General features: G+C 73.3%; 21 protein-coding genes and 1 tRNA gene. 9 read left to right on the top strand and 13 right to left on the bottom strand.

Annotation, left to right across the window (positions count from 1 at the left end):
• Nucleotides 1-4 precede the first annotated feature (4 nt).
• A complete protein-coding gene (locus ACYVKZ_RS00495) occupies nucleotides 5-559 on the bottom strand; it encodes a phosphotransferase (RefSeq protein WP_460990070.1) in 555 nt (184 codons plus the stop codon).
• A gap of 12 nt (nucleotides 560-571) precedes the next feature.
• Nucleotides 572-922, bottom strand: coding sequence for a hypothetical protein (locus ACYVKZ_RS00490; protein ID WP_460990049.1), 351 nt, complete (start codon nucleotides 920-922; stop codon nucleotides 572-574).
• A 294-nt stretch (nucleotides 923-1,216) separates the two neighbouring features.
• On the opposite strand from ACYVKZ_RS00490, the gene ACYVKZ_RS00485 reads away from it, so the two are divergent.
• The 4 genes from ACYVKZ_RS00485 (at nucleotide 1,217) to ACYVKZ_RS00470 (ending at nucleotide 7,239) form a co-directional block, all read left to right on the top strand.
• Nucleotides 1,217-1,501 carry an HU family DNA-binding protein gene (locus tag ACYVKZ_RS00485; RefSeq protein ID WP_066500613.1) on the top strand — a complete coding sequence of 95 codons (285 nt, stop codon included), beginning with the start codon at nucleotides 1,217-1,219 and terminating at the stop codon, nucleotides 1,499-1,501.
• A 111-nt stretch (nucleotides 1,502-1,612) separates the two neighbouring features.
• Nucleotides 1,613-3,802: a cytochrome c oxidase assembly protein gene (locus ACYVKZ_RS00480; RefSeq protein WP_460990047.1), complete on the top strand. Its 2,190-nt coding sequence runs from the start codon at nucleotides 1,613-1,615 to the stop codon at nucleotides 3,800-3,802.
• 121 nt (nucleotides 3,803-3,923) lie between these two features.
• Nucleotides 3,924-6,002: an NHL domain-containing thioredoxin family protein gene (locus ACYVKZ_RS00475; RefSeq protein ID WP_460990045.1), complete on the top strand. Its 2,079-nt coding sequence runs from the start codon at nucleotides 3,924-3,926 to the stop codon at nucleotides 6,000-6,002.
• Between the two features lie 259 nt (nucleotides 6,003-6,261).
• Nucleotides 6,262-7,239, top strand: coding sequence for a type IV toxin-antitoxin system AbiEi family antitoxin domain-containing protein (locus tag ACYVKZ_RS00470; protein WP_460990043.1), 978 nt, complete (start codon nucleotides 6,262-6,264; stop codon nucleotides 7,237-7,239).
• Here the strand turns inward: ACYVKZ_RS00470 and ACYVKZ_RS00465 are convergent.
• The 7 genes from ACYVKZ_RS00465 to ACYVKZ_RS00435 form a co-directional block, all read right to left on the bottom strand.
• Nucleotides 7,232-8,221, bottom strand: coding sequence for a hypothetical protein (locus ACYVKZ_RS00465; RefSeq protein ID WP_460990041.1), 990 nt, complete (start codon nucleotides 8,219-8,221; stop codon nucleotides 7,232-7,234). The genes ACYVKZ_RS00470 and ACYVKZ_RS00465 overlap by 8 nt on opposite strands.
• A 34-nt stretch (nucleotides 8,222-8,255) precedes the next feature.
• Nucleotides 8,256-9,881 (bottom strand): helicase HerA-like domain-containing protein, encoded by a 1,626-nt coding sequence (locus ACYVKZ_RS00460; protein ID WP_460990039.1) that lies wholly within the window; start codon nucleotides 9,879-9,881, stop codon nucleotides 8,256-8,258.
• A gap of 24 nt (nucleotides 9,882-9,905) precedes the next feature.
• The gene (locus tag ACYVKZ_RS00455) at nucleotides 9,906-10,841 is read right to left on the bottom strand and encodes an AEC family transporter (RefSeq protein WP_460990037.1); all 936 of its coding nucleotides are present in this window, start codon (nucleotides 10,839-10,841) and stop codon (nucleotides 9,906-9,908) included.
• A gap of 86 nt (nucleotides 10,842-10,927) precedes the next feature.
• Nucleotides 10,928-11,353 carry an aspartate 1-decarboxylase gene (gene panD, locus ACYVKZ_RS00450; protein WP_460990035.1) on the bottom strand — a complete coding sequence of 142 codons (426 nt, stop codon included), beginning with the start codon at nucleotides 11,351-11,353 and terminating at the stop codon, nucleotides 10,928-10,930.
• Nucleotides 11,354-11,399: 46 nt separating this feature from the next.
• Nucleotides 11,400-12,077 (bottom strand): FadR/GntR family transcriptional regulator, encoded by a 678-nt coding sequence (locus ACYVKZ_RS00445; protein WP_460990033.1) that lies wholly within the window; start codon nucleotides 12,075-12,077, stop codon nucleotides 11,400-11,402.
• Nucleotides 12,074-13,387 carry an MFS transporter gene (locus tag ACYVKZ_RS00440; protein WP_460990031.1) on the bottom strand — a complete coding sequence of 438 codons (1,314 nt, stop codon included), beginning with the start codon at nucleotides 13,385-13,387 and terminating at the stop codon, nucleotides 12,074-12,076. The genes ACYVKZ_RS00445 and ACYVKZ_RS00440 overlap by 4 nt, the downstream gene beginning before the upstream one ends.
• A gap of 57 nt (nucleotides 13,388-13,444) precedes the next feature.
• Entirely contained in the window at nucleotides 13,445-14,308 is an 864-nt protein-coding gene (locus tag ACYVKZ_RS00435; RefSeq protein ID WP_307005405.1) for a LysR family transcriptional regulator, read from the bottom strand.
• 138 nt (nucleotides 14,309-14,446) lie between these two features.
• On the opposite strand from ACYVKZ_RS00435, the gene ACYVKZ_RS00430 reads away from it, so the two are divergent.
• A complete protein-coding gene (locus ACYVKZ_RS00430; protein ID WP_460990029.1) occupies nucleotides 14,447-15,754 on the top strand; it encodes an MFS transporter in 1,308 nt (435 codons plus the stop codon).
• A gap of 83 nt (nucleotides 15,755-15,837) precedes the next feature.
• Here ACYVKZ_RS00430 and ACYVKZ_RS00425 read toward each other — a convergent pair.
• Both ACYVKZ_RS00425 and ACYVKZ_RS00420 read right to left on the bottom strand, forming a co-directional pair.
• Nucleotides 15,838-15,908 (bottom strand) — tRNA-Gly (locus tag ACYVKZ_RS00425).
• An 87-nt stretch (nucleotides 15,909-15,995) separates the two neighbouring features.
• Complete coding sequence (locus ACYVKZ_RS00420) at nucleotides 15,996-16,985, bottom strand: GlxA family transcriptional regulator (protein ID WP_460990027.1); 990 nt, start codon at nucleotides 16,983-16,985, stop codon at nucleotides 15,996-15,998.
• A 71-nt stretch (nucleotides 16,986-17,056) separates the two neighbouring features.
• On the opposite strand from ACYVKZ_RS00420, the gene ACYVKZ_RS00415 reads away from it, so the two are divergent.
• From ACYVKZ_RS00415 to ACYVKZ_RS00405, 3 genes are all read left to right on the top strand, one after another.
• Nucleotides 17,057-18,313 carry an APC family permease gene (locus ACYVKZ_RS00415; RefSeq protein ID WP_460990025.1) on the top strand — a complete coding sequence of 419 codons (1,257 nt, stop codon included), beginning with the start codon at nucleotides 17,057-17,059 and terminating at the stop codon, nucleotides 18,311-18,313.
• Nucleotides 18,314-18,407: 94 nt separating this feature from the next.
• Entirely contained in the window at nucleotides 18,408-18,968 is a 561-nt protein-coding gene (locus ACYVKZ_RS00410; RefSeq protein ID WP_460990023.1) for a hypothetical protein, read from the top strand.
• An 18-nt stretch (nucleotides 18,969-18,986) separates the two neighbouring features.
• The gene (locus ACYVKZ_RS00405; RefSeq protein ID WP_460990021.1) at nucleotides 18,987-19,418 is read left to right on the top strand and encodes an SRPBCC family protein; all 432 of its coding nucleotides are present in this window, start codon (nucleotides 18,987-18,989) and stop codon (nucleotides 19,416-19,418) included.
• A gap of 66 nt (nucleotides 19,419-19,484) precedes the next feature.
• Here the strand turns inward: ACYVKZ_RS00405 and ACYVKZ_RS00400 are convergent, their stop codons facing one another.
• A complete protein-coding gene (locus tag ACYVKZ_RS00400) occupies nucleotides 19,485-21,149 on the bottom strand; it encodes a CAP domain-containing protein (protein ID WP_460990019.1) in 1,665 nt (554 codons plus the stop codon).
• Between the two features lie 127 nt (nucleotides 21,150-21,276).
• On the opposite strand from ACYVKZ_RS00400, the gene dcd reads away from it, so the two are divergent.
• The gene (gene dcd, locus ACYVKZ_RS00395; protein WP_307005394.1) at nucleotides 21,277-21,852 is read left to right on the top strand and encodes a dCTP deaminase; all 576 of its coding nucleotides are present in this window, start codon (nucleotides 21,277-21,279) and stop codon (nucleotides 21,850-21,852) included.
• Nucleotides 21,853-21,914: 62 nt separating this feature from the next.
• On the opposite strand, the gene ACYVKZ_RS00390 is transcribed toward dcd, so the two are convergent.
• Nucleotides 21,915-22,883, bottom strand: coding sequence for a hypothetical protein (locus ACYVKZ_RS00390; RefSeq protein ID WP_460990017.1), 969 nt, complete (start codon nucleotides 22,881-22,883; stop codon nucleotides 21,915-21,917).
• Nucleotides 22,884-22,978 lie beyond the last annotated feature (95 nt).

The following is a 22,978-nucleotide window of genomic DNA, read 5'->3' as shown; positions in this document are numbered from 1 at the left end:
CCGGTCAGGCGAACCAGTCGACGACCCGGGCGAGCATGCACCGCCCCTCCTCCTCGAACGCCGCGTCGCCGACCTCGCGGGACCACACGATGGTGCCGAGCGCCTGCAGGAGGTTGTCCAGCCGCCACGAGTCGGGCTCCTCGGCCGGGTCGCGGCCGTAGCCGGCGTAGAACGCCGCCCGCAGCCCGCCGCCGTCGTGCGTCCCGCCCTCTCCGCCGGAGCCAGAATCCGGGCCCGCGGCCGGCTGGAACCACTGGTGCTCGAGGCGGACGAGGTCGGTGACCCAGGGCCGGTAGCCCGACCGGCCCCAGTCGATCACGCGCAGGAGGAGGCCCGAGGAGGGGTCGGCGTCGAGCACCCAGTTCCGAGGGCTGTAGTCGCCGTGCGTCGCGGACAGCCAGCGCGGTGCGGCGCGGTGCGCGGCGGCGAGGCGCCCGGCCGCGCGCAGATGGTCCGGCGGGGCGAGGCCGGCCGCGCGGGCGAGGTAGTCGCCGACCTTGTTCAGGACGGCGGCGTCGTAGCCCGTGGTCTGCTCCCTGGGCACGTGCACGCGGGCCAGGAGCTCGCCGGCCTACCGGAACACCTCGGGCGAGCGCTCGTGCGGGCCGCCCGCGACGAGGCTCCCCGGCAGCCACGTGGCGGCGACCACGCCGGCCCGCGTGTCGGCGTGGAGCAGGCGCGCGGCGCGGGGCGGCTCCAGCGCCAGCAGCGGCCCGGTCATCTGCCGGTGGGCGCGGGCCTCCCGCACCAGGTGGTGCTGCGTGGCGGAGGCCTTGACCACCACGGGGCCTGCCGCCGTCGCGAGGCGGAGCACCGCGATGCCCTGCAGCCCCCAGGACAGGTCCTCCTCGAGGGCCCAGTCCGGGAACCAGGCGTCGACGAGGGCGCGCTGGGCCGGGGTCAGGGGAGTCGCAGCGGGCACGCCTCCACGGTAGCGGCCGGCTGCACGGTGGGCACGGCACGGTGCCGGCCCGCGCACCGCGCCGCCCAGCCCAGCGTTTCCGGGGGAGGCGGCGCCGCTGGACCGTCAACTGGGAGTAGCGCTCCTAGATTCTGCCCGGTTGGGCCCCGTCGGACCCCAAAACGGGCCAGAATCCCCGGAAACACGCGGGAATCTGCTGGCCCTGCCCGGGTTAACTGGTAAGTTGCCGTAACAGCAGCCCCCGGCGAACAGGCTGAGGGCTGACGTGGATAACCCAAACGTCCAGGAGGACACATGGCTAAGAACCGTAGCGAGCTGGTTGCAGAGGTCGCCGGCAAGACCAGCCTCAGCCAGGCTGCAGTCAACGGTGTGCTCGACGCACTGTTCGAGGTCTTCGAGACCTCCGTTTCCAAGGGTGAGAAGGTCAGCATCCCCGGCTGGCTCGCCGTCGAGCGCACCGAGCGTGCCGCCCGCACCGGCCGCAACCCGCAGACCGGCGCCGCGATCGAGATCCCGGCTGGGCACAGCGTCAAGCTGACCGCCGGCTCCAAGCTGAAGGCCGCTGCCTCCGGCAAGTAGGCACTTCGCCCCAAGACCACCCCGGGAGGGGGCAGCGGCATCCCGCCGCTGCCCCCTCCCGGCGTCTGTCCCTCTCCGCGGGCGCCCAGCGGGGTGGGGGACAATGGTGGGGTGCCACGTTCTGCCCCGCCTGCCCGTCCGCCCGCCGTCAACCCCGCACCCACGGGTCTCGCGGGCCTGGGACGGGGGTGGTCGATCGCGGCGCTGGCCGTCGCCGTCGCCGCCGTCGTGGCCGGCCTCACCTTCTCCGGCGCCGCCGCGGCCCGCCAGGTCCTCGACCCCGGGGCCCTCGTGCGGTGGGGGCTCCCCGTCGCCACGACGGTGCTCAACCTCTCCCTCGCCCTGGTGATCGGGGGCATCACGTTCGCCGTCGGGATCCTGCCGCACACCGCCCGGCCCCGGCGCTCCCACGGGGCGGCGGCCGACGCCGGCCCCGCCGCCGCCGGCTCCGCGGGGGATCCCGGCGCCGAGGAGCACCCCGCATTCTCCCGCGCCCTGCGCGCGGCCACCGGCGGCGCCGTGGCGTGGACCCTCAGCGCCATCGCGGTGCTGGTGCTCACCCACTCGGACCTCGTGGGGCAGCCCCTCTCCGGCGGCTCGGACTACACGAACCAGCTCGTGTACTTCATGACCAACCTCGACGTGGGCCGGGCCTGGCTGGTCACCGTGATCATCGCGGCCGTGGTCGCCACGCTCCTCTTCGCCGTCCGCTCGCTGACCGGGCTCGCCCTCACTGGCATCCTCGCCGTGATCGGCCTCGTCCCCATGGCGCTGATCGGCCACTCCGCGAGCTCGAGCGACCACGAGGGCGCCGTCAACTCGCTCTTCCTGCACCTGGTCGGCGCGTCCCTGTGGGTCGGCGGCATCGCCGTCCTGGCCCTGCTGGGCCGAACCCTCGCCGGAGGGCCCGACGGCGGGGACCGCGCCGATGCCGTGGCCGGCGGGAGCCGGGGACGCGGCGTCGTGCGCGCGGCCGACGCGACCGAGGCGACCCTGCGGCGCTTCTCCGCGCTCGCGCTCTTCGCCTTCCTGCTCGTGGTGGCCTCCGGCGTCATCAACGCGCTCATCCGGCTGCCGAACCTCGGCGACCTGGTCACGTCCGCCTACGGCCAGCTCATCCTCGCCAAGGCCGCCCTCGCCGTGGTGCTCGGCGGCATCGGGTTCATGCACCGCCAGTGGGTCATCCCGCAGCTGGGCCGCGGCGCCTCCGCCCGGCGCGTGCTGTGGCAGCTGGTCGGGGTGGAGGCCGTCGTCATGGGCGTGGTCTCCGGCCTCGCCGTGGCGCTGTCCCGCTCCGCCCCGCCCGAGCCGACCACCTACGCCCCCGACGCCTCGCCCGCGTTCATCCTCACCGGGTACGAGCTCCCGCCCGAGCTCACGTCCTCGCGGTGGCTGACCGAGTGGCGCGCAGACTGGCTCTGGATCGCCGTGGCCGTGTTCGGGGCGGTGGCCTACGCGCTCGGCATGCTCAAGGTGGCCCGGCGTGGGGACTCCTGGCACTGGGCGCGGGCGCTGTCCTGGTTCGCCGGCCTGATCGTGCTCACGTACATCACGAGCGGCCCGCCTGCGGTGTACGGGCGCGTGCTGTTCTCGGCGCACATGGTGGACCATATGATGCTCATGATGGTCGCGCCGATCTTCCTCGTGCTCGGCTCGCCCGTGACCCTCGCGCTCAAGGCGCTCACGCCGCGGCGCGACGGCAGCCGCGGACTGCGCGAGTGGCTGCTCGTGTTCGTGCACTCGAAGTGGTCCCAGCTCGTCACGAACCCGCTGTTCGCGGCCGCCAACTTCGCCGGCTCGATCATCCTCTTCTACTACTCTGACCTGTTCGGGTACGCGATGCGCGACCACGTGGGCCATGAGCTCATGAACCTGCACTTCACGCTGACCGGGTACATCTTCGTGCTGACCATGATCGGCTCCGACCCGCTCCCGCGGCGCTTCCCGTACCCGATGCGGCTCGTGCTGCTGCTCGCCACCATGGCGTTCCATGCGTTCTTCGGCGTGACGCTCATGGGCTCGGACGTCCTGCTCGAGCCCAGCTTCTTCGGCAACCTCGGCCGCCCGTGGGGCGCCTCGGCGATCGTCGACCAGCAGACCGGCGGCGGCGTCGCCTGGGGGATCGGGGAGATCCCGACCCTGGTCGTGGCGATCGGCGTGGCCGTCATGTGGTCCAGGTCCGACGCCCGCGAGACCCGCCGCAGCGACCGCGCCGCCGACCGCAACCACGATGCCGACCTCGACGCGTACAACGCCATGTTCACCAAGCTGCAGGAGCGCGACGAGGCCCAGGGCCGCTAGCCGGCCCCGAGGGGACACACGGCGTCATGCGCGGAAGAATGCCCGGGATAATGGGGTTGAACCCCAAGGGCGCGCATCCCGTTGCCGCGCCCGAGACGATGTGCCGCAAGAAGGAGTGCCAGTGACCGCAGAATCCACCGAGGAACAGCGCAGCGCGGACGCCCTGCGGACCTCCCGCAAGGTCCGGGCCAGCGAGCTCGGCGGCCGCGCCTGGCTCAACACTGGGGGCAAGGACCTCGACCTCGCCGCCCTGCGCGGGAAGATCGTGCTCCTCGACTTCTGGACGTTCTGCTGCATCAACTGCCTCCACGTCCTCGACGAGCTCCGCCCGCTCGAGGAGAAGTACCGGGACGTCCTCGTCACCGTGGGCGTCCACTCGCCCAAGTTCGAGCACGAGGCGGACCCGGTGGCCCTCGCCGCCGCCGTGGAGCGCTACGACATCCACCACCCCGTCCTCGACGACCCCGACCTCCTCACATGGCAGGCCTACACCGCCCGTGCGTGGCCCACGCTCGTGGTGGTCGATCCCGAGGGCTACATCGTCGCCCACCTCTCCGGCGAGGGGCACGCCGGCGGCCTGGGCGTGCTCATCGAGGAGCTCGTCGCCGAGCACGAGGCCAAGGGCACGCTGCACCGCGGCGACGGCCCCTATGTGGCGCCCGAGCCCACCGCCGGCACCCTGCGCTTCCCCGGCCAGACCGTGCCCCTCGAGAACGGCAACTACCTCGTGGCCGACACCGGCCACCACCGCCTCGTCGAGCTCCGCCCCGACCTCGAGACCGTGGAGCGCGTGATCGGGTCCGGCACGAAGGGGTACCTCGACGGCCAGGCCGAGGCCGCGCAGTTCAACGAGCCGCAGGGCGTCGCCGTCCTGCCGGCCTCGATCGCGTGGCAGACCGGCTACGAGGCCGTCGTCGCCGACACCGTCAACCACCGCCTCCGCGGCGTGACCCTCAGCTCCGGCCACGTGCAGACCCTCGCCGGCAACGGGGTCCAGCGGCTCCTCGACGCCGGGCCCGCCCGGGTCAACGGCGACGGCGCGGGCACATGGGCCAAGGCCGGCCCCGACGCGGAGGCCGGCGCGGCCGATGGAGCGGACGGCGCGCCCCACGACGTCTACGCCGGCGACATCGAGGACATCGGCTACCTCGGCCACGGCACCAACGTCTCCCTCTCCTCCCCGTGGGACGTGGTCTGGAGCGAGAAGCTGCAGAAGGTGGTCGTCGCGATGGCCGGCACGCACCAGATCTTCACGTTCGACCCGCTCACCGGCGCCGTGGCGATCCTCGCCGGGTCCGGCCTCGAGGGCCTGCTCGACGGCCCGGCCCCGCAGGCCTGGTTCGCCCAGCCCTCCGGCCTGGCCGTGGATCCGTCAGGGGACCTGTGGGTCGCCGACTCGGAGACCTCCGCGCTGCGCCGCCTGCGCCTCGGTGACGCCGGCGGCAACGGCCAGCCCACGGTCACCGTCGAGACGGCGGTGGGGCGCGGCCTGTTCGACTTCGGCTTCCGGGACGGCGCGGCGGACACGGCACGCCTCCAGCACCCCCTCGGCGTCGCGGTGCTCCCCGACGGCTCCGTCGCCGTGGCCGACACCTACAACGGCGCCGTGCGCCGGTACGACCCCTCCGGCAGGAGCGGGGAGGACGCGGACGGCACGGGCACAGTGACGACCCTCGCGCGCGGGCTCGCCGAGCCGGCCGACGTCGTGGTGGTCACCCCCGCGGACGGCGAGCCGCTGCTCCTGGTCACCGAGACGAACCGGCACGAACTGGTCCTCCTGCCGATCCCGAAGGACGCCCAGCAGGTCGACGAGGGCGAGCGCCAGACGCAGCGCCCGAAGACCCCCGTGGCCGCCGGCCCGCTCGCGCTCACGGTGCGCTTCGCCGCCCCCACCGGCCAGAAGCTCGACGACCGCTGGGGCGACCCGACCCAGCTCAAGGTCTCCTCGACCCCCGCCGAGCTGCTCCTCGGCGGCGGCGGCACTGCCCAGGGCCTCGCGCGCACGCTCGAGCTCAACCCCGAGGTGGCCGAGGGCGTCCTGCACATCACCGCCCGGGCCGCCGCGTGCGACGGCGCCCCCGGCGAGGAGATCCCGGACCACGCCGCCTGCCACCTGTACCAGCAGGACTGGGGGATCCCCGTGGTGCTGCGGGACGGCGCCGACTCGGAGCTGACCCTGGACCTCCGCGGCCTCGACTGACGTCTCCCCGCGCACGACGGCGGGCCGGGCGCCTCACGGTGACCGGCCCGCCGTCCTGCGCGGGGCCGTCCCGCGCGAAACCGACCGGCTTTCCCGAGGACGAGGGACGCATGACCGGCGTGTCCGGGCCGACACGCCGCCGGAGGCCCCGACAGCCGGTCGGACCCCGGGACACGCGCCCGCATGATCTTGGGGCCATTGTCCACATGGAGGGCCCGGCGGCTGCGCGGCGCCTCCCGGCCGCCCGAGCATGAGGGCCATGGACCCACACCTTGCCCGGCGGCTCGAGCAGCTCCACGGTGTGGCGCGCCTGAAGGAGCTCCGCAGCGCCGGCATCCCCGAGGCCGTGGTGCGCCGGGCAGTCGAGGCCGGTGAGCTCGACCGCCCCCGCCACGGGCTCTACGCCCTGCCGACGGCCGATCCTCGGTTCGTGCAGGCCCGCTCCACCCGGTCGCTGCTGACCTGCGTGAGCGCTGCGGAGCTCTACGGCCTGTGGGTCCTCGCGCCGCCGGAGCCCGGCGGCCGGCTGCACGTGCTGCGGGCCACCGGCGCAGGCAGCCCCGACGCCGTGGTCCACCGCGAGCGCAGGGTCCCGCCGCATCCGACGGCCCCGCTCGCGGGCCTCGCGGACGTCGTGCTCCATGCGCTGCGCTGCCTTCCCGAGCTCGAGGCGCTCGTGATCGCCGAGTGCGCCGTCGTTCAGAGGGAGGTCCCCATGGGCTTCCTCCGAGACCAGCTGGCCGGTCCGCGCAACGGGCGGGCGCGCGCCGTCCTCGATCTCGTCGACCTCGGGGCGGACTCGCTGCTCGAGACCATCGCCAGAACAGTGCTCAGGAGGGCCGGATTCGAAGTGGAGCCCCAGGTCTGGATCGAGGGAATCGGGTGGGTCGACCTGCTCGTGGAGGGCTGGATCATCGTCGAACTCGATGGGAAGACCCACGAGGAGCGCGTGCAGCGGGGCAAGGACCGGGTGCGCGACCGGCAGGCGCAGCTGCGAGGGCTCGTGACGCTGCGCTACGGGTACGCCGACGTGGTGCACCGCTCCTGGGTGCTCGTGGAGGAGGTTGCCCGCATCCTCGGCGGACGCCCGCTCCCGCCGGGTCCGAATCCGACCGGGTTTGGGCGGCCGGACTCCCGACGGACCGGCGCGCCGGCCCGGAACACGCCCGTGGTGGGGCGAAGGCAGGTCGGATTCGCTGCGGAGGCCGGCGCGGGCCGGGTCAGACGCGCTACTTGAGCTGCGGGGTCACCGTGATCGCGCTGTCCGAGACATCCAGCCGCGCTCCGAAGTCGAAGTCCACGTCGGCGGACAGGGGCGAGGCTGCCCCGGTGAAGAGGTCGATCGCCGTGGCGTTCAGGTGCGCCCTGCCCTTGAGCGGGGCGAGGGTCCAGCGTCCCTGGTACGGCTCGACCGAGACCTGGGGATAGGCGGACACCGACCACGCTATGGTGCCGTCCTTGATGCTGGTGTTGGTCGCCAGGGAGAAGGGGCAGGCGGGCTGGAGCCGCTGCTGCTGGGTCGCGGTCTTGGCGCAGTCGTCGAGGTAGCCGTGGATCTTGGCGCCGATGGCCGAGACGAGCTGGGGCGTCGCCCTGGTGGCGAGGTTGAGCGGCGTGCTCGTCCCGGGCGAGGTCACGACGACCGAGCGCGGGTCGGCCTCGAACTGCTGCCCGGAGAGGGAGCCCACGTAGGAGCCCGGGAAGAACACCGGGAACGTGTTGTGGCCCCCCGGCATGTTGACGGTCGCGCCGTTGAGGGTGGCCCGGGTCGAGTTCACGACGGTGGCTTCGATGGTGGGCAGGGTACCCGGGGCGATGGACCAGCGGGGGAAGAAGAGCCAGTCGGTGCCCGTGCGCTCGATCGAGAACCGGGTCTCGTGCGCCTGGCCCTCCACCGTGTAGTGGACCGTGACGGCCGCGTGGTCGCCGTCGGCCGAAGCCGTCTCGTAGGCGATGTCCTTGACCCGGCTCATGGAGTCCTTGAGCGGGCCGCCGCTCAGCACGGAGGCACTCCCGGAGGGGACCTTCGCGTGCAGGAGCCCGAGGGCGGAGCCGCCGTCGCCGTCCCGGAGGGCATCGATGTACGCGCGGACCGGCTCTGCGGGCCCGGCCACCGTGTTCTTGACGAGGGTGACCGCCACGACCGAGGCGACGATGGCCAGCACGAGGGCCAGCAGCCAGGCGGCGGCGGTCCGGAGGAGAGCGGGGCTGGTCTGCACCGCTACACCCTACCAACGGGCGGGAGGAGACCCCTCAGCGGCGGCGCCGGGGTGCGGTGCCGAAGACGCTGCGCATGAGGTCCCGCCCGAGCTGCGTGCCGGCGGAGCGGATCATCGAGCGCAGGCCGCTGCCGAGCGCACCGCCCAGGGCGCCCATCACCTCGTCGGCGACCCCGCCGCCGTCGTCCCTCCGCGACGGCACGGGAGGCTCGCGGCGCGGCGAGGGGAGCGGCGGGGGCGGCTGGGCCGGCCCGGGCGCCGGTGCGGCGGACGCGGCGGCCTCCTGCTGCTGGAGCTTCTCGTAGGCGGAGACGCCGTCGACGGCGGTCCCGTACCTCGGGAGGAGGGGCGACGCCTGCACCGTGGCGGCGACGAGGGCGGGGTCGGCCGGGCCCATGACGGAGCCGGGGGCGCGCATTCGGGTCAGGGCCACCGGCGTGGGGGCCCCGTTCTCGTTCATGACGGTGACCACGGCCTCGCCGATGCCCGCGGACGTCAGGACCTCCTCGAGGTCGTAGTCGCTCACGGGGAAGGTGGACACGGTGGCCTTGAGCGCCTTCGCGTCGTCGGGAGTGAAGGCCCGCAGGGCGTGCTGGACCCGGTTCGCGAGCTGGCCGAGCACGTCCGCCGGGACGTCCTTGGGCGTCTGCGTGACGAAGAAGATGCCCACGCCCTTGGAGCGGATGAGGCGCACCGTCTGGGTGATCGCGTCCAGGAACGCCTTGGTGGCGCCGTTGAAGAGCAGGTGGGCCTCGTCGAGGAAGAACACGAGCTTGGGCTTGTCCACATCGCCCATCTCGGGCAGGTCGTGGAAGAGGTCTGCGAGCAGCCACATGAGGAACGTCGAGAACAGCACCGGCCTGCCCTGCAGGCTCGGCAGCTCGAGGCAGGTGATGACGCCCCGGCCGTCCGGGGCTGTGCGGAGGAGCTCGGCGGTGTCGAACTCCGGCTCGCCGAAGAACTTCTCCAGGCCCGCGGCCTCGAGCCCCACGAGCTCGCGCAGGATCACCCCGGCCGTGGCCTTGGAGAGCCCGCCGAGGTTCTCGAGCTCGTCCTTGCCCTCGTCCGAGGTCAGGAACTGGATGACGGCGCGGAGATCCTTGAGGTCCACGAGCTCGAGCTGGTGCTGGTCTGCGAAGTGGAAGATGAGGGTGAGGCTCGACTCCTGCGTCTCGTTCAGCTCCATGACGCGGGAGAGCAGGATCGGCCCGAACGAGGTCACGGTGGCGCGCACGGGAACCCCGGCGCCGTCGCCGCCGAGGGCGAGGTACTCGACGGGGAACGACGCCGCCGCCCAGTCCTGCCCGATGCCCCGGGTCCGGGCGAGCAGCTTCTCCCCGCCGCTGCCGGGCGCTGCGAGGCCCGAAAGGTCGCCCTTGATGTCCGCGAGGAACACGGGCACCCCCGCGGAGGAGAGCTGCTCCGCCATCATGTGCAGGGTGACCGTCTTCCCGGTGCCGGTGGCGCCGGCCACGAGCCCGTGGCGGTTCATCATGCCCAGCGGGAGGGCGACCTGCGCCTCGGGCCGCACCTCGCCGTCCACGATGGCGGCCCCGAGGGCGATCGTCGCGCCCTCGAATGTGTAGCCCTTCTGGAGGGCGGCCACCTTCTCCGCGGTGCTCTTCGCTGTGCCGGTCTTCGCCCCACTGGTCTCAGCCATGGGTGAAGCCTAGACGCTCGGCGGTCAGGAGAGGAGGGCCGCCATGACGGCCATCGCGGGGACGGCGACGACGGTGGTGATGAGCACGGTGTCCTTGGCCACGACGATCCCGTGCCGGTACCGCTGCGCCGCGATGTAGACGTTCTGGGCGGTGGGGAGGGCAGCGGTGACGACGGCGGCGAACAGCTCGTGGCCGGCCAGGCCGAGGGCGAAGCGTGCGAAGGCGAAGGCGATGAACGGGTGCACCACGACCTTGAGCACCGAGGCGAGGGCCGTGTCGAGCCGCCGGCCGTCGTCCGCCCGCAGCGGCCGCGACCCGTGCAGCGAGATGCCGAAGGCCATGAGCATGGCCGGGATCGCGGCGCCCCCGATGAGGTGGATCGGCTGCATGATGAGCTCGGGCGGCGTCCAGTGGGTCGCGGCCAGCACGAGCCCGATCATGGATCCGATGATGTTGGGGTTCGTCACGATCGGGAGCACGAACTGGGCGGCGCGGGCCAGCCCCGGCTTCGCGGTCGCCGTCGTGCCGTCGAGGACCAGGAGGTACGACGGCGTGAACAGGGCCAGCTGGAAGATGAGCAGGGGCGCCACGAAGCTCGCGTCGCCGAGGACGAACACCGAGATGGGGATGCCGAGGTTGCCCGAGTTCGCCACGGAGGCGCTCATGGAGGCAATGAGGGCCTCCGGTGTGCTGCGTCCCCGCAGCCACCTGAAGACGACAAGGGAGACGACACCGATCGCGGTCGAGCTGACCGCGATGACGAGCAGGTGCGTGGAGAAGACGGTCCGCAGGTCGGAGTGCGCGAGCGTCTCGAGGAGGAGCGCCGGGCTTGCGACGAAGAAGGACAGCCGGCTCAGGACCGCCTGCGCGCCCTCACCCAGGATCCCGCGGCGGGCGCAGAACCATCCGACGCCGATGATCGCCCAGACGACGGCGAACCCCTCGAGGACGCCTACCATGGGCGCCCCCGATGGCACGGGGATGGCAATCGGTTTCCACGGGGCACGCCCTCAGCCTAGCGCCCGCTCCCGGCGGTGCCCGCGAACTAGTTCAGGTGCGCCTGGATGGCGAACGGCGGCCGCATCATCCCGGGGCCGTGGCCCTCGGCGGGGTCGGTGCCGAGCTCCACGATGCGGTTGTCTGCGTCGACGTGTAACACGGTCGGCACGAACTCGCGGGCCTCGGCGTCGCTCATCGAGGCGTAGGTGATGAGGATGACCAGGTCGCCCTCGTGGATGAGGTGCGCTGCCGCGCCGTTGATGCCGATGACCCCGGAGCCGCGCTCGCCCGCGATCGTGTAGGTCTCGAGGCGCGCGCCGTTGGTGATGTCCACGATGGACACGAGCTCGCCCGGCAGGATGTCCGCGGCCTCGAGCAGGTCGAGGTCGATCGTCACCGAGCCCACATAGTGGAGGTCAGCGTGCGTGACCGTGGCGCGGTGGATCTTGGACTTGAACAGTGTGCGGTTCATCGCGATCGATTCTACTCCGTGCGGGCCGGCCGCACTGTGGGGCGGGTCACTGCATCCACGTGGTGCAGTAGCGGAGGTTGTCCAGGACCGTCGCGGCCGCGGTGTCCTCGTCCCGCGCGGCGATCGCGCGCACGAGGTCCTCGTGGCCCGCCTCGCGGCACGCGTCGAAGCCGTCCCGGAGCCGCTGCTTCATCTTCACGCCGTGGAAGACGTCGCCGAAGGTGCCGTACAGCTCGTGCAGGAGCGGGTTGCCCGAGGCCTCGGCGACCTTGAGGTGGAAGTCCCAGTCGGCGGCGATCCAGCCTTCGGCGTCCCCCTCCGCCCAGGCCGCCCGGCGGCGGGCGAGCAGCGCGCGGAGGGCGGCGAGGTCGTCGTCGTCCGCGGCACGGGCGGCCAGGCGCGCGGCCTGAGCGTCCAGGGCGAAGCGGACCTCGAAGACCTGTTCCTCGCCGTATTCGCGGTAGGCCCGGCGGGCGGTGCCGGCCATCTCGCTCGTGGAGCGGACGTAGGTGCCGTCGCCGCGGCGGACCTCGAGCAGGCCGGCGTGGGCGAGCGCCTTGACGGCCTCGCGGAGCGTGCCGCGCGAGACGCCGAGCCGGTCGATGAGCTGCGGTTCGGGCGGGATCCGGGACCCGACCGGCCAGCGCCCCGACGCGATCTCCTGCCGGAGCTCCTCGGTGACCTCCTGGGCCAGCGGCGGGCGCCTCGAGGACGCGGCGTTCATGCGCGGCCGCCCGCGGGGGCCGGCAGGACGCGCCGCGGGGCGCCGGGCTCCGCGCCGAGCCGGTAGGAGAGCACGAGCTGGACGACGGCGATCCCCACCACCGCGCACAGCGGCACCGTCCAGTCGCCGATCGCGTCGTGGAGGAGTCCGATGCCGAACGGGCCCACGGTCGCGAGGAGGTAGCCGAGCGACTGCGCCAGGGTCGAGAGCGCGGTGGTCTCCGAGGCGGTGCTCCCGCTGCGGCTGATGACCACCATGACCAGGGGGAAGACGCCGAAGCCGAGTCCCATGAGCACCACCGGAACGAGGATGTTCCAGCCCGGGAACGCGACGAGGGCGACGGCGCCGAGCAGGGCCGCCGACGCCGTGAGCAGGAAGGCGGGGCGCAGCAGCCCGGGACGTGCGGCCAGGGCGAGCACTCCGGCCACGGCGCCCATGCTCACGAGCTGGAGCAGCCCGAGCATGAGCCCGCCCATGGCAGGGTCCATGCCGCGGGAGACGAGGATCGAGGGCAGCCAGCCCATGATCGTGTAGACGAGGAGGGCCTGCACGCCGAACAGCGCCGTGACGAGCACGCCCCTCCGAGTGCGCAGGAGGGACCACGGCGAGACGTGATGGGCGGGATCCGCGATGGCCCGGGGGCGCGAGCGCAGGGCGAGCGGGGCGAACGCCGCAAGGGCGAGGGCGGCCAGCGCCGCCCACACGCCCAGCCCGAGCGTGGGGGAGCCGAGCGACGCTGCGACCGGAACCGCGACCGCGGACGCGGTCGTCGCGCCGAGGGACATCGTCACCGTGTAGGCCGCCGTCATGCCGGACGTGCGGTGGGCGTAGTGCTCGCGGATGAAGGAGGGCATCGCGACGTTGCAGACCGCCAGGCCGCTCATGCTCACCACTGTGCCAGCGAGCAGCATGCCCTCGGCGGAAACGGACCGCATCGCGAGCCCCGCCGTGAGCAGCACGAGCGCGAGCCCGATCGCCCGCTCGAGTCCGAGCCGCGCGGTGAGCCACGCGGTGGCGCCGCCCGCGATCGCGAAGCATGCGACGGGAATGGCCGGCAGCGCCGCGGCCACGAGCGGCCCGTAGCCCAGGAACAGCTTGAGGTCGTGGTACAGCGAGGACGCGCTCGCGATCCCTGCGCGCAGGTTGAGCCCGATGAGCACCACCGCCGCGACCGCGAGGAAGGCGGTGCGGCCGCGCCCCGGTCCCGTCGGCGGATCCTCCAGGACGCGGGCGTCGAGCTCGGGGGCGAGCGACTCGTCGAGGACGTCGTGGGCGGGCGCGGGCGTGAGGGTCTCGGTCTCGGGTGGCATGATCAAAGGGTAGACGTCTGATGTTTGTTCTCGCCACTTGGGACGCCGTACGTCTCCTCAGCTGCGGCTCAGGACGCGGCCGAGGATGGCGTCCGTGAGGGCGTCCGCCGCCGCCGAGTTCGCGAGCGGATTGCGGATGAGGGTGAAGTCCACGTCCCCGACCGGCGGCAGGTCGAACCGGTGGGTGATGACCGCGAGGTCGTCCGGCACGAGCGTGGTGGGCATGACGCCGACGCCGAGACCGGCCCGGATGGCGGCCAGCACCCCGGCGATCTGCTTCGTGCTGCACGTGACCTTCCAGGTCCGCCCGCTCGCCTCGAGCGCCTGGATCGCCAGGCTGCGGGACAGGCTCGGCGCCGGGTAGACGACGAGGGGCACCGGGCCTGCGGGGTCGAGCGCCGTCTGCTCGACGCCGACCCAGGAGAACGAGTCGTGCCGCACCACCGTGCCGTCCTGGGCGCCCGCGACCCACTTGATGAACACGAGGTCCAGCTGGCCGGCCTTGAGGCGGCGGTAGAGATCGTCGCTCTGGCTCACCGTGAGCTCGAGGTTGAGCTGCGGGTAGGCACGGCGGAACTCGCGCAGGATCTTCGGCAGGCCCGTGATCGCGAGGTCGTCCGCCGTGCCGAAGCGCAGGCGCCCGCGCATGGCCTCGCCGCGGAAGTAGCGCGCCGCGTCGTCGTGCGCCGCGAGGATCGCGCGGGCGAAGCCGGCCATCGCGTCGCCGTTGTCCGTGAGCCGCACGCCGTGCGTGTCGCGGACCAGGAGCATCCTGCCGGCGGCCTTCTCGAGCTTGGCCACGTGCTGGCTGACGGTGGGCTGGGCGAGACCGAGCCGCTCGGCGGCCAGCGTGAAGCTGAGATGCTCGGCGACCGCGAGGAAGCTGCGCAGGTGGGCGGGGTCGAAGGTGGGGGCGGCCATGCGGCCATCCTCCGCCCCCCCATTGCGCAACGCAATAGCAGTTAGAGGGGAAATAGCCTTCCACAATCCGCTGCCGCGAGCCTACGGTGGAGGGAGTCGATCGACACCGGCCCTCCCGAACGAAACCAGGACTCTTCCGTGACCTCCCCCAGCCCAGCCCTGCCTTCAGCCAGCTCGGAGCCCCACCCCTCGCTCGCCGCCTTCCCGCCCACCGGCCCCCTCGCCGTGGCCGCGGAGCGCCTGCCGTGGCGGCACACCTTCATCTCCCTCAGCGTCCCCAACTTCCGGATGTTCGCGGCCGCGCACTTCGTGGCCGTCGTGGCGCTGTGGATGCAGCGCATCGCCCAGGACTGGCTCGTCCTCGAGCTCTCGGGCTCGGTCGCGGCCGTGGGCGTCACCGTCGCGCTGCAGTTCGCGCCCGTGCTCCTGCTCGGGCCCTGGGGCGGCCTCGTCGCCGACCGGTTCTCCAAGCGCCGGCTCCTGCAGATCTGCGCCCTCGGGGCCGCCACGTGTGCCGCGGCGCTCGGCACGCTCTCGCTCACCGGGGCCCTGGCCGTGTGGCACGTCTACGGCATCGCCCTCGTGCTCGGCCTCGTGACCGTGGTGGACCAGCCCGCGCGCCAGGTGTTCGTCAACGAGCTCGTGGGCCCGAAGTACCTCCGCAACGCCATCAGCGTGAACTCCACCAACTTCCAGCTCGGCGCGCTCATCGGCCCGGCGGTGGCCGGCTGGCTCCTGACCGCCGTGGGCGGCGGCTGGGCGTTCGTGGTCAACGCGTTCGCATGCTGCGGCACCGCCGTCATGCTCTCGCTCCTGCGCAAGGACCGGCTCGTGGTGGCCCCGCCCACCCCGGCCGCCCGCGGCATGCTGCGCGAGGCCGTGGGCTACGCGTGGCGCAAGCCCACGATCCGCTGGCCGTGGGTGATGGCCGGCGTCGTCTCCCTCTTCGCGATGAGCCTGCCGGTGCTGCTCGCGGCCTACGCCGACCACGTCTTCGGTGTCGGCGCGAGCGGCTACGGGCTGCTCAACACCATGGTGGCGGTCGGGGCGCTCACCGGCGCGATCGCCTCGGCCCGGCGCCTGCAGCTGCGGCTGCGCACCGTAGTGGGCGGCGCGGGGCTATACGGCGCGATGCTCGCCGTGGCGGCGTTCGCCCCCTCGCTGCCCCTGTTCTGCGGTCTCGTCGCGGTCTCGGGGTTCTGCGCGCTCACCTTCCTGACCTCGGCGAACCAGATGGTGCAGACGAGCGCCAACGTGGGCATCCGCGGGCGGGTCATGAGCCTGTACACCATGGTGCTCATCGGCGGCCAGGCCCTCGGCGGCCCGCTGCTCGGCGGCCTCGCCGAGGGCCTCGGAGCCCACCTCGCCATGCTCATCTCGGGCACGGTGCCGGCCCTGGCAGCGCTCGGCCTCGCGCTCTGGCTCCGGAGGCACCCCGCAGGGTGAGCGGGTCCGCCTTCTGGGCGGGGCCTCGCCGCCGGTCGGGGGCACAGAGAAGCCCCCGGTCCAGTGGACCGGGGGCGGAAGAGAGCGGCCGACGGGAATCGAACCCGCGTATCTGGCTTGGGAAGCGAGCGCTCTGCCATTGAGCTACGGCCGCGTGGCCCCGAAGGGCTTCACCCAGCTTACAACACGCGCGCGGGTGGTCGGCGCACCGTTCCCGGCGGCGCGCTGCGGGCCGGACGCCTCAGCCGGCCCCGCGGCGCCGCGCCTCGCGGTAGGCGGAGGGCGAGACCCCCACGAGCCGCGCGAAGTGCGCGCGCAGGTTCGCCGCGGAGCCGACCCCGGCACGCTCCGCGACCCGCTCGACGGGCAGGTCGGTCTCCTCCAGGAGCCGACGCGCCGAGTCGATCCGCCGCTCGAGCAGCCACTGCGACGGCGACGTGCCGGCGGCGGCCTCGAACCGCCGGTACAGGGTGCGGCGGCTCATCCGCGCGCGGCGGGCCATCGCGTCCGGGCCGATCGGGGCGTGCAGGTTCTTCTCGGCCCAGTCCATGGCATGGCGGAGGGGGTCCGCGGCCAGCGGCCGCGCGACCGACTCGAGGTACTCGGACTGGGCCGCACCGCGCCGCTCCGCGACGACCATGCGCCGCGCCACGCTCGCCGCGACGGCGTCCCCGAGGTCCTCGCGCACGAGCTGCAGGCACAGCTCGATGCCGGCGGCCGTGCCCGCGCTCGTGTAGACGCCGGCGTCCGCGGTGAGGAGCACGTCCCGCCGGAGCCTGACCCGCGGGAAGGACGCCTCGAAGTCCTCCCAGTTCATCCAGTGGGTCGTCGCGTCCCGCCCATCGAGGAGCCCGGCCTGGGCCAGCAGGTACGCCCCCGAGCACAGCGACGCGATCCTCGCCCCGCGCCCGGCCGCCGCGCGGAGCTCGGCCAGCAGCGGCTCCTGCGCGGCGCGGTCCACCTGGAGGCTGCGCTCGCAGGCCGGGACCACGATCGTGTCCATCTCCCGCAGTGCCGCGAGGGGTGCGGCGGACGACGGCGCGAGGCCGCCCGCCGTCGCGATCTCGCCGGGCTCTCCGCGCACCATGGTGAGCTCGTACCACGGGTCGTGGAGGTCCGGGCGGGCGATGCCGAACACCTCGCACGGCACCGCGAGCTCGAAGATCGGCAGGTTGTCCGTCAGGACGAGGCCCACGCGGTGGGCGGCCGGCGACGCTGGGATCGGTGCCATGGCACAAATCTAGCGCTGCGCGGCACGGCTCGCACTCGTGCGCCGCAGCCCGGATTCCTAGCGTGGTGTGCATGAGCGCCGACGCCGCAGTCCGCACCCCCGCAGCCGGGACCCTCGGCCGGGCCCGGGGCCTCGCCTACTACCTCGGAGCAGTCCTGGGGACCGGCGTGATCGCCCTCCCCGCGCTCTCCTACCGGGTGGCGGGACCGGCGAGCCTGCTTGCCTGGGCGGGGCTCGTGCTGGCCTCGGTGCCCATCGCCTGGACCTTCGCCTCCCTCGGGCGGAGGCTGCCCGACGCCGGGGGAGTGTCGACCTACGTCCGGCGCGCCTTCGGCGACTACTGGGCCACCGCGTCGAGCTGGTGGTTCTACCTCACGATCCCGTTCGGGATCCCCGCGTCCGCCCTGTTCGCCGGGCAGTACGCGGCGCATGCCCTGGGGGCTCCGCGCTGGGCCGCCCTGGCCGCGGCCGGCGGACTCACCGCCGCGGTGCTCGGGGCCGTCTGGGCGGGGGTGCGCACGTCCTCGACGCTCCAGTTGGTCCTCGCTGGCACGATCCTCGCGGTCATGGTCCTCGCCATCTCGGCGGGCCTGGCGCGGGCCGACGCGAGCCGGCTCGAGCCGTTCGCAGCCCACGGCTGGGGCGCGGTGGCGCCGTCCGCGGCGCTGATCGTCTGGGCCTTCGCGGGCTGGGAGGCCATGAGCTACCTCGGCGGCCAGTTCCGGAACCCCGAGCGTGACCTCGGCGTGGTGACGGCGCTCGCCCTGGCCCTGGTCGGCACCCTCTACCTCGCACTCGCGGCCGTGTCCGTGCTCGCGCTCGGGGACGCCGCCGGCGGCGATGCCCCGCTCGCAGCCCTGCTCGGGCACGCCCTGGGCCCGGTGGGCGAGGCGCTCACGGCCGCGCTCGCCGTCGTGCTCACGCTCGGCACCCTGACGAGCTACGCGACCGGCGCCGCGGAGCTGGGCCGGTCCCTCGGGCAGACGGGGTCGCTGCCGGCGTGGTTCGGGCGAGGGCGGAACGCGCTGGTGGCTGTGACAGCGCTGAGCACGGCGGGGCTCGTGGTCCTCGGGGCCGGAACGGACACCACCGAGGTGCTCGTCCGGCTGGTGACCGCTGCGATCGTCTCCGTGTACGTCGCCGGGCTCGCCGCGGCCCTCCGGCTCCTGCCCGGACGCGGGCAGCGGGCCGTCGCGGCCGCGGGGCTCGCCGCCGTCGCGGCGATCGCGGCGACCTGCGGGTGGTACCTCGCGTGGCCCACGGCGCTCGGTGCCGGCGCGGCCCTGTGGAGTGCACGGCGGCGGCGGCGCGCGGCGCGTACGGGGTGACCTCGGGGTCCGGCTTGGTGACCTCGCGGGAATCAGCCGAACGGACGAGCCGTGGCCCAGCCTGTGCACAGTCCGCGCCGCTAGCGTTGATGCCATGCCTGAACTGCGCATCCTCGGTGTCGACATCGACAGGACCTTCGGCGGCCGCCACGGCCACTTCATCGTGGACCGCCACGAGCTCGAGCACCCCAAGACCCAACGGGCGTTCCAGTGGGTCTACTGGATCCTGCTCGCCGAGGTCGCCGTCGGGCTGGCCGCCGTGGTGATCGCCGTGGCGCTCCAGGCCGGAGGCACGGACGTCGGGTTCGCTGCGTGGTTCCGCGGCATCGTGGTGCTCCTGATGACGCTGACGCTGTTCTTCTTCGCCTGGCGCGCCCGCCAGGGCTACTACTGGGGCTACCAGCGGCTGCGCCTGTTCAGCCAGATCTTCCCCGTCGTCTCGCTCGTCGTCGCCACGATCCCGGGCCTGTACCCGTACTGGATGGTGGTGGAGCAGATCGTCTTCGCGGTGCTCATGATCGGCGTCGCGGACGTGCTCACCAACGACCACATGCGCGCGGCGTTCATGTCCCCGCGGCGCCGCGCCGAGCTGCGCGAGGAGCTCGGCCCCGGCGCCCCGGACGCCGCGCCGGGTTCCCAGCCGAATCCCAGCTGACCGGCCTAGCGTTCGCCCATGGCAGCGGCCGAATATTCCGTCCTGGTCCGGCGCACCCCGGAGGACGTGTACGCGTTCCTGGCCGACGGCCTGAACAACACGACGTGGCGCCCGGGCGTCCGCTCCGTGGCCCACACCTCCGGCCCGGCGGCCGGCGAGGGCGCGGTGTACACGCAGCGGATGGCCGGTCCTGGCGGCCGCGAGATCGACGGCGACTACGAGATCACCGAGGCGCGCCCCGGCGAGGTGCTCCGCTTCCACGTCATCGCCGGGCCCGCGCGCCCGCACGGCGTGTTCCTCCTGACCCCGGAGCCCGGCGGAACCAAGGTCTCCTTCGCGCTCTCGTTCGAGCCCACCGGGTTCCTCAAGCTCATGGGCGCCATGGTGCAGAAGACGATGGACCACGAGGTCGCCCAGCTGGAGAACCTCAAGACGGCGCTCGAGCGGTAGGCCGCACGAGGCGACCGTCCCGGGCGGCGTCGCGGCCGCCGGACGGCGAGCGGGCGGCGTCGTGCGTCAGCCCAGGCGCAGGCCGGACCAGCCGGTGGCGAGCACCCGCGGGGCGGCGAACTGGCCGTTCGCGACGGGCCAGTAGGCGAGCGAGCCGTCGGTGCGCAGGGCCGCGATCCCCACGCTCCCGGCGCCGTCGAGGCCACGCAGCACCCGGAGCGGGCCGGTGGTGGCCGCGGCGGTGGCGACCACGGGGCGCGCCTCGTTCACGAGCTGCTCCTGCCCGAGCGAGCGGTACATCACGAGCGCGCCGTCCGAGCGCTGCACCACGAGGTCCTCGAGCCCGTCGCCGCTCGCGTCGAGGACCGCGAGGCGCCCGGCCGGGACCCCGGTGGCGAGCAGCGCCCGCTCGTGGATGTCCCCGGTCCCGCGGTTCGGGTAGAGGTACAGGTTGCCCGAGGGGTCCAGGGCCAGGAGCTGGGGGAGCCGGTTGGCTGCGCACCACAGCCCCGTCGTGAGGGTCATGGTGTTCCAGCCGGACTGGCCGAGGGTCACCGGTGCCCCGTACGATCCGCCGGCGAGGCCGGGGTAGAGGACCAGGCGCCCGTCGCCCCACTGGACGAGGAGGTCCAGGATGCCGTCGCGGTCCCAGTCCACGCTCTGCGCCGAGGTGGCGCCGCCGAACCCGGTGCCGAGGGTGGTCGACGCGGTGCCCAGCTTCCCCGCCACGGCCGGGTAGGCGACGACCGACCCGGACGAGTTCAGCGCCACGACGTCCGCCGCGCTGTGCAGCGAGGCGCGGGAGGTGTCCTGCGTGGTGGGCTGGAAGCGTCCCGGGGCGGCGCACAGTTCGGCGCCGCCGGGGGTCACCGACCCGCCAGGCGGCGGGTTCACGGGGGCGGGCGCCGGGGTCGTGGGGCCCGGAGTGGGCGTCGGGGTCGGGGTGGGGGTGGGGGTCGGGGTGCCGCCGGTCGAGCCGCCCGGAGCTGCCGTGGTCCCGGCCGGCAGCGTCGTGTAGCCGAAGAAATCCACCACGCCCCACATCGCGTACCGGTTCGGCGTGGCCGGGTACGTGCCGTTGGTGAACGTGATGCCGATGCCCACCACGCTCATCCGCGGGTCAAGCAGGATCGCGTTGTGCGCCGGCGAGTTCTTCCACCACTCCACGAGCTGGGCCGCGTCCCGGTCCCAGCGCACCGCGATGACCTCGCCCGCGCCGTTGTCCGGGTTCAGCGCGCGCGGGTCCGTCCAGAAGCTCGCCCGGTGCTCGATCACCTCGCGGCTGGCGATGCTGTCACTCCACTCCTGGGCGAGCCCCTGGATGCTCAGGTGGTAGCGGACGGGCTTCAGGCCGTTCTGGGCCCGCCAGGCGTTGATCGCGTTGAAGACGGCGAGGACCTGGGACGCGTTGCTGTCGCGGATCAGGTTGGACGTGTCGCCCATGGGCGCCGCGAGGGGGTTCACCGAGGTCACGGACGGGTCGAGTCCGGCCGGGCCCGTGGCGGGGCCGATCGAGGCGACCGGCGGCGGGGCAGCCTGGGCGGGGGCGGCCGCCCTGGCGAGGCGCACGTCGAGGCTGTCGGACGTGACGGCGCCGCGGGAGGGCGAAGCGGCCGGTGCGGGGCCGGCGTCGTGCGTCGCGGCGGCGGGCGACGGCGGTGCGGCGGCGGGTGCGAGCGCGGCGGCTGCCGCTGCGGCCAGCACGGCGACGGCCATGACGAAGCGTCGCATGAGTTGTTCCTCCCCGTGGCGGGCGCAGAATCCCACCAACCCCGAGGGTCACCCTAGCCTCAGCAGTCTCAGGGCGGCAATGGCTCCGGCAGCGGGATGGAGCAGCCGCTGCGGTACTTTTGGAGGCGTGCTGCTTTCAGACCGCGACATCCGTGCCGAAATCGACGCCGACCGCATCCGGCTCGACCCCTATGAGCCCGTGATGGTCCAGCCCTCGAGCGTGGACGTGCGGATCGACCGGTTCTTCCGGCTCTTCGACAACCACAAGTACGCGCACATCGACCCGTCCCAGGAGCAGCCCGAGCTCACGCGCCTGGTCGAGGTCGACTCCGACGAGGCGTTCATCCTCCACCCGGGCGAGTTCGTGCTCGGCTCCACCTACGAGACGGTGACGCTGCCCGAGGACATCGCCGCCCGGCTCGAGGGCAAGTCCTCGCTCGGGCGCCTCGGGCTCCTGACGCACTCGACCGCCGGGTTCATCGACCCCGGGTTCTCCGGGCACGTGACGCTCGAGCTCTCCAACGTCGCGACCCTGCCGATCAAGCTCTGGCCCGGGATGAAGATCGGCCAGCTGTGCTTCTTCCGGCTCTCCTCGGCCGCCGAGCACCCCTACGGCTCCGGCGACTACGGCAACCGGTACCAGGGCCAGCGCGGGCCCACCGCCTCGCGCAGCTACCTCAACTTCCACCGGACGCGGATCTAGCGCCCGGCGTCTCCGCTCGTGAAATGTTGGCTTGAGCACGGTTGCGCTCGCCCTTACCGTGCTCAAGCCAACATTTGAGGGCGTGAGAGAGCTCCCGCTCGGGCGGACTCCAGACGGCGCAGGCGCGAGTGCACGAGGGCCGCCACTCCACCCCACCCACGTTTGCGCACGTCTGCACCCGAGACGATGAGCTGGTCCCAGTCCAGATCCGCGACCAGCCGGTTGCGCCAGTTGTCCAAAGCCTGCTGTTCCGCCGTCCGGTGGTGTTCGCCGTCGTACTGGATGGCGAAGCGGAGCGACTCGAAGGCCTGATCCGGCCATGCCACAGGGTGCCCCCTCGAATCCCTGATGACATAGTTCAAGGTCGGCTCCGGCAAGCCTGCCTCGACGAGGGCGAGCCGGAGCAGCGTCTCGGGCACCGAGTCCGCGCCGACGCGCACCAGTCGCGAGGCCCGCCGCGCTGCCGGCAGCCCCCGAACCCGGCGCTGCTCGGACACATACCAGCGCAGCCGTTTGACCGGCACCCAGGGACTCCGCGGGGCCGGGAACCCGGACGGGTGCTCGCAGACGAGGTAGTCCCCGATCGCCACCGCCTGCTCGAACGGCAGCACGCCAGCGAGGTCCAGCCAGGTGCGCTCGCGTGAGGTGACCAGTACGCCGTCGATCGTCACGACGTCCCGGGCCGCGAGGCGCATCCTGTGGCACGCGACCCCGGGGCGGATGCTGCCGGGCGTTTCCAGGGGTCGGGTCACATGCAGTGTCTCGTCCCGCTCGGCGTCGAGTGGGAGCGGGAATCCCCAGATCTTCGCTGCCGTGGTGAAGCTGGCCACGGCATCCGGCAGGAGGGCCTGTAGCGGGCGGACCACGGCCGCCGCGCCCATCGCGGCACCCCACGGGACCCGCACGCCCCGGGTCGGGGCCACGAGGTCCGAGGCCCGAAGCCGCCCCCGGCCGACGCCGAGCATCGCCGCCTCAGCGACAGTGAAGGAGCGTGCCGAGAGTTCGGGCGGGAGCGGCCGGCGGACGTTCATGCTTGCCATCGTTGCCGGTGCCCGGCGCCTCACGCCGGTTATCCACAGGCTCAGGGCCGGAGGGCTTGCGAAATGTTGAGTGGTGCACGGTCCGG

The sequence above is a fragment of the Sinomonas soli genome, assembly GCF_054782415.1.
Note: the sequence above shows the minus strand (reverse complement) of the source record. Positions and strands in the feature narration are given on the sequence as shown.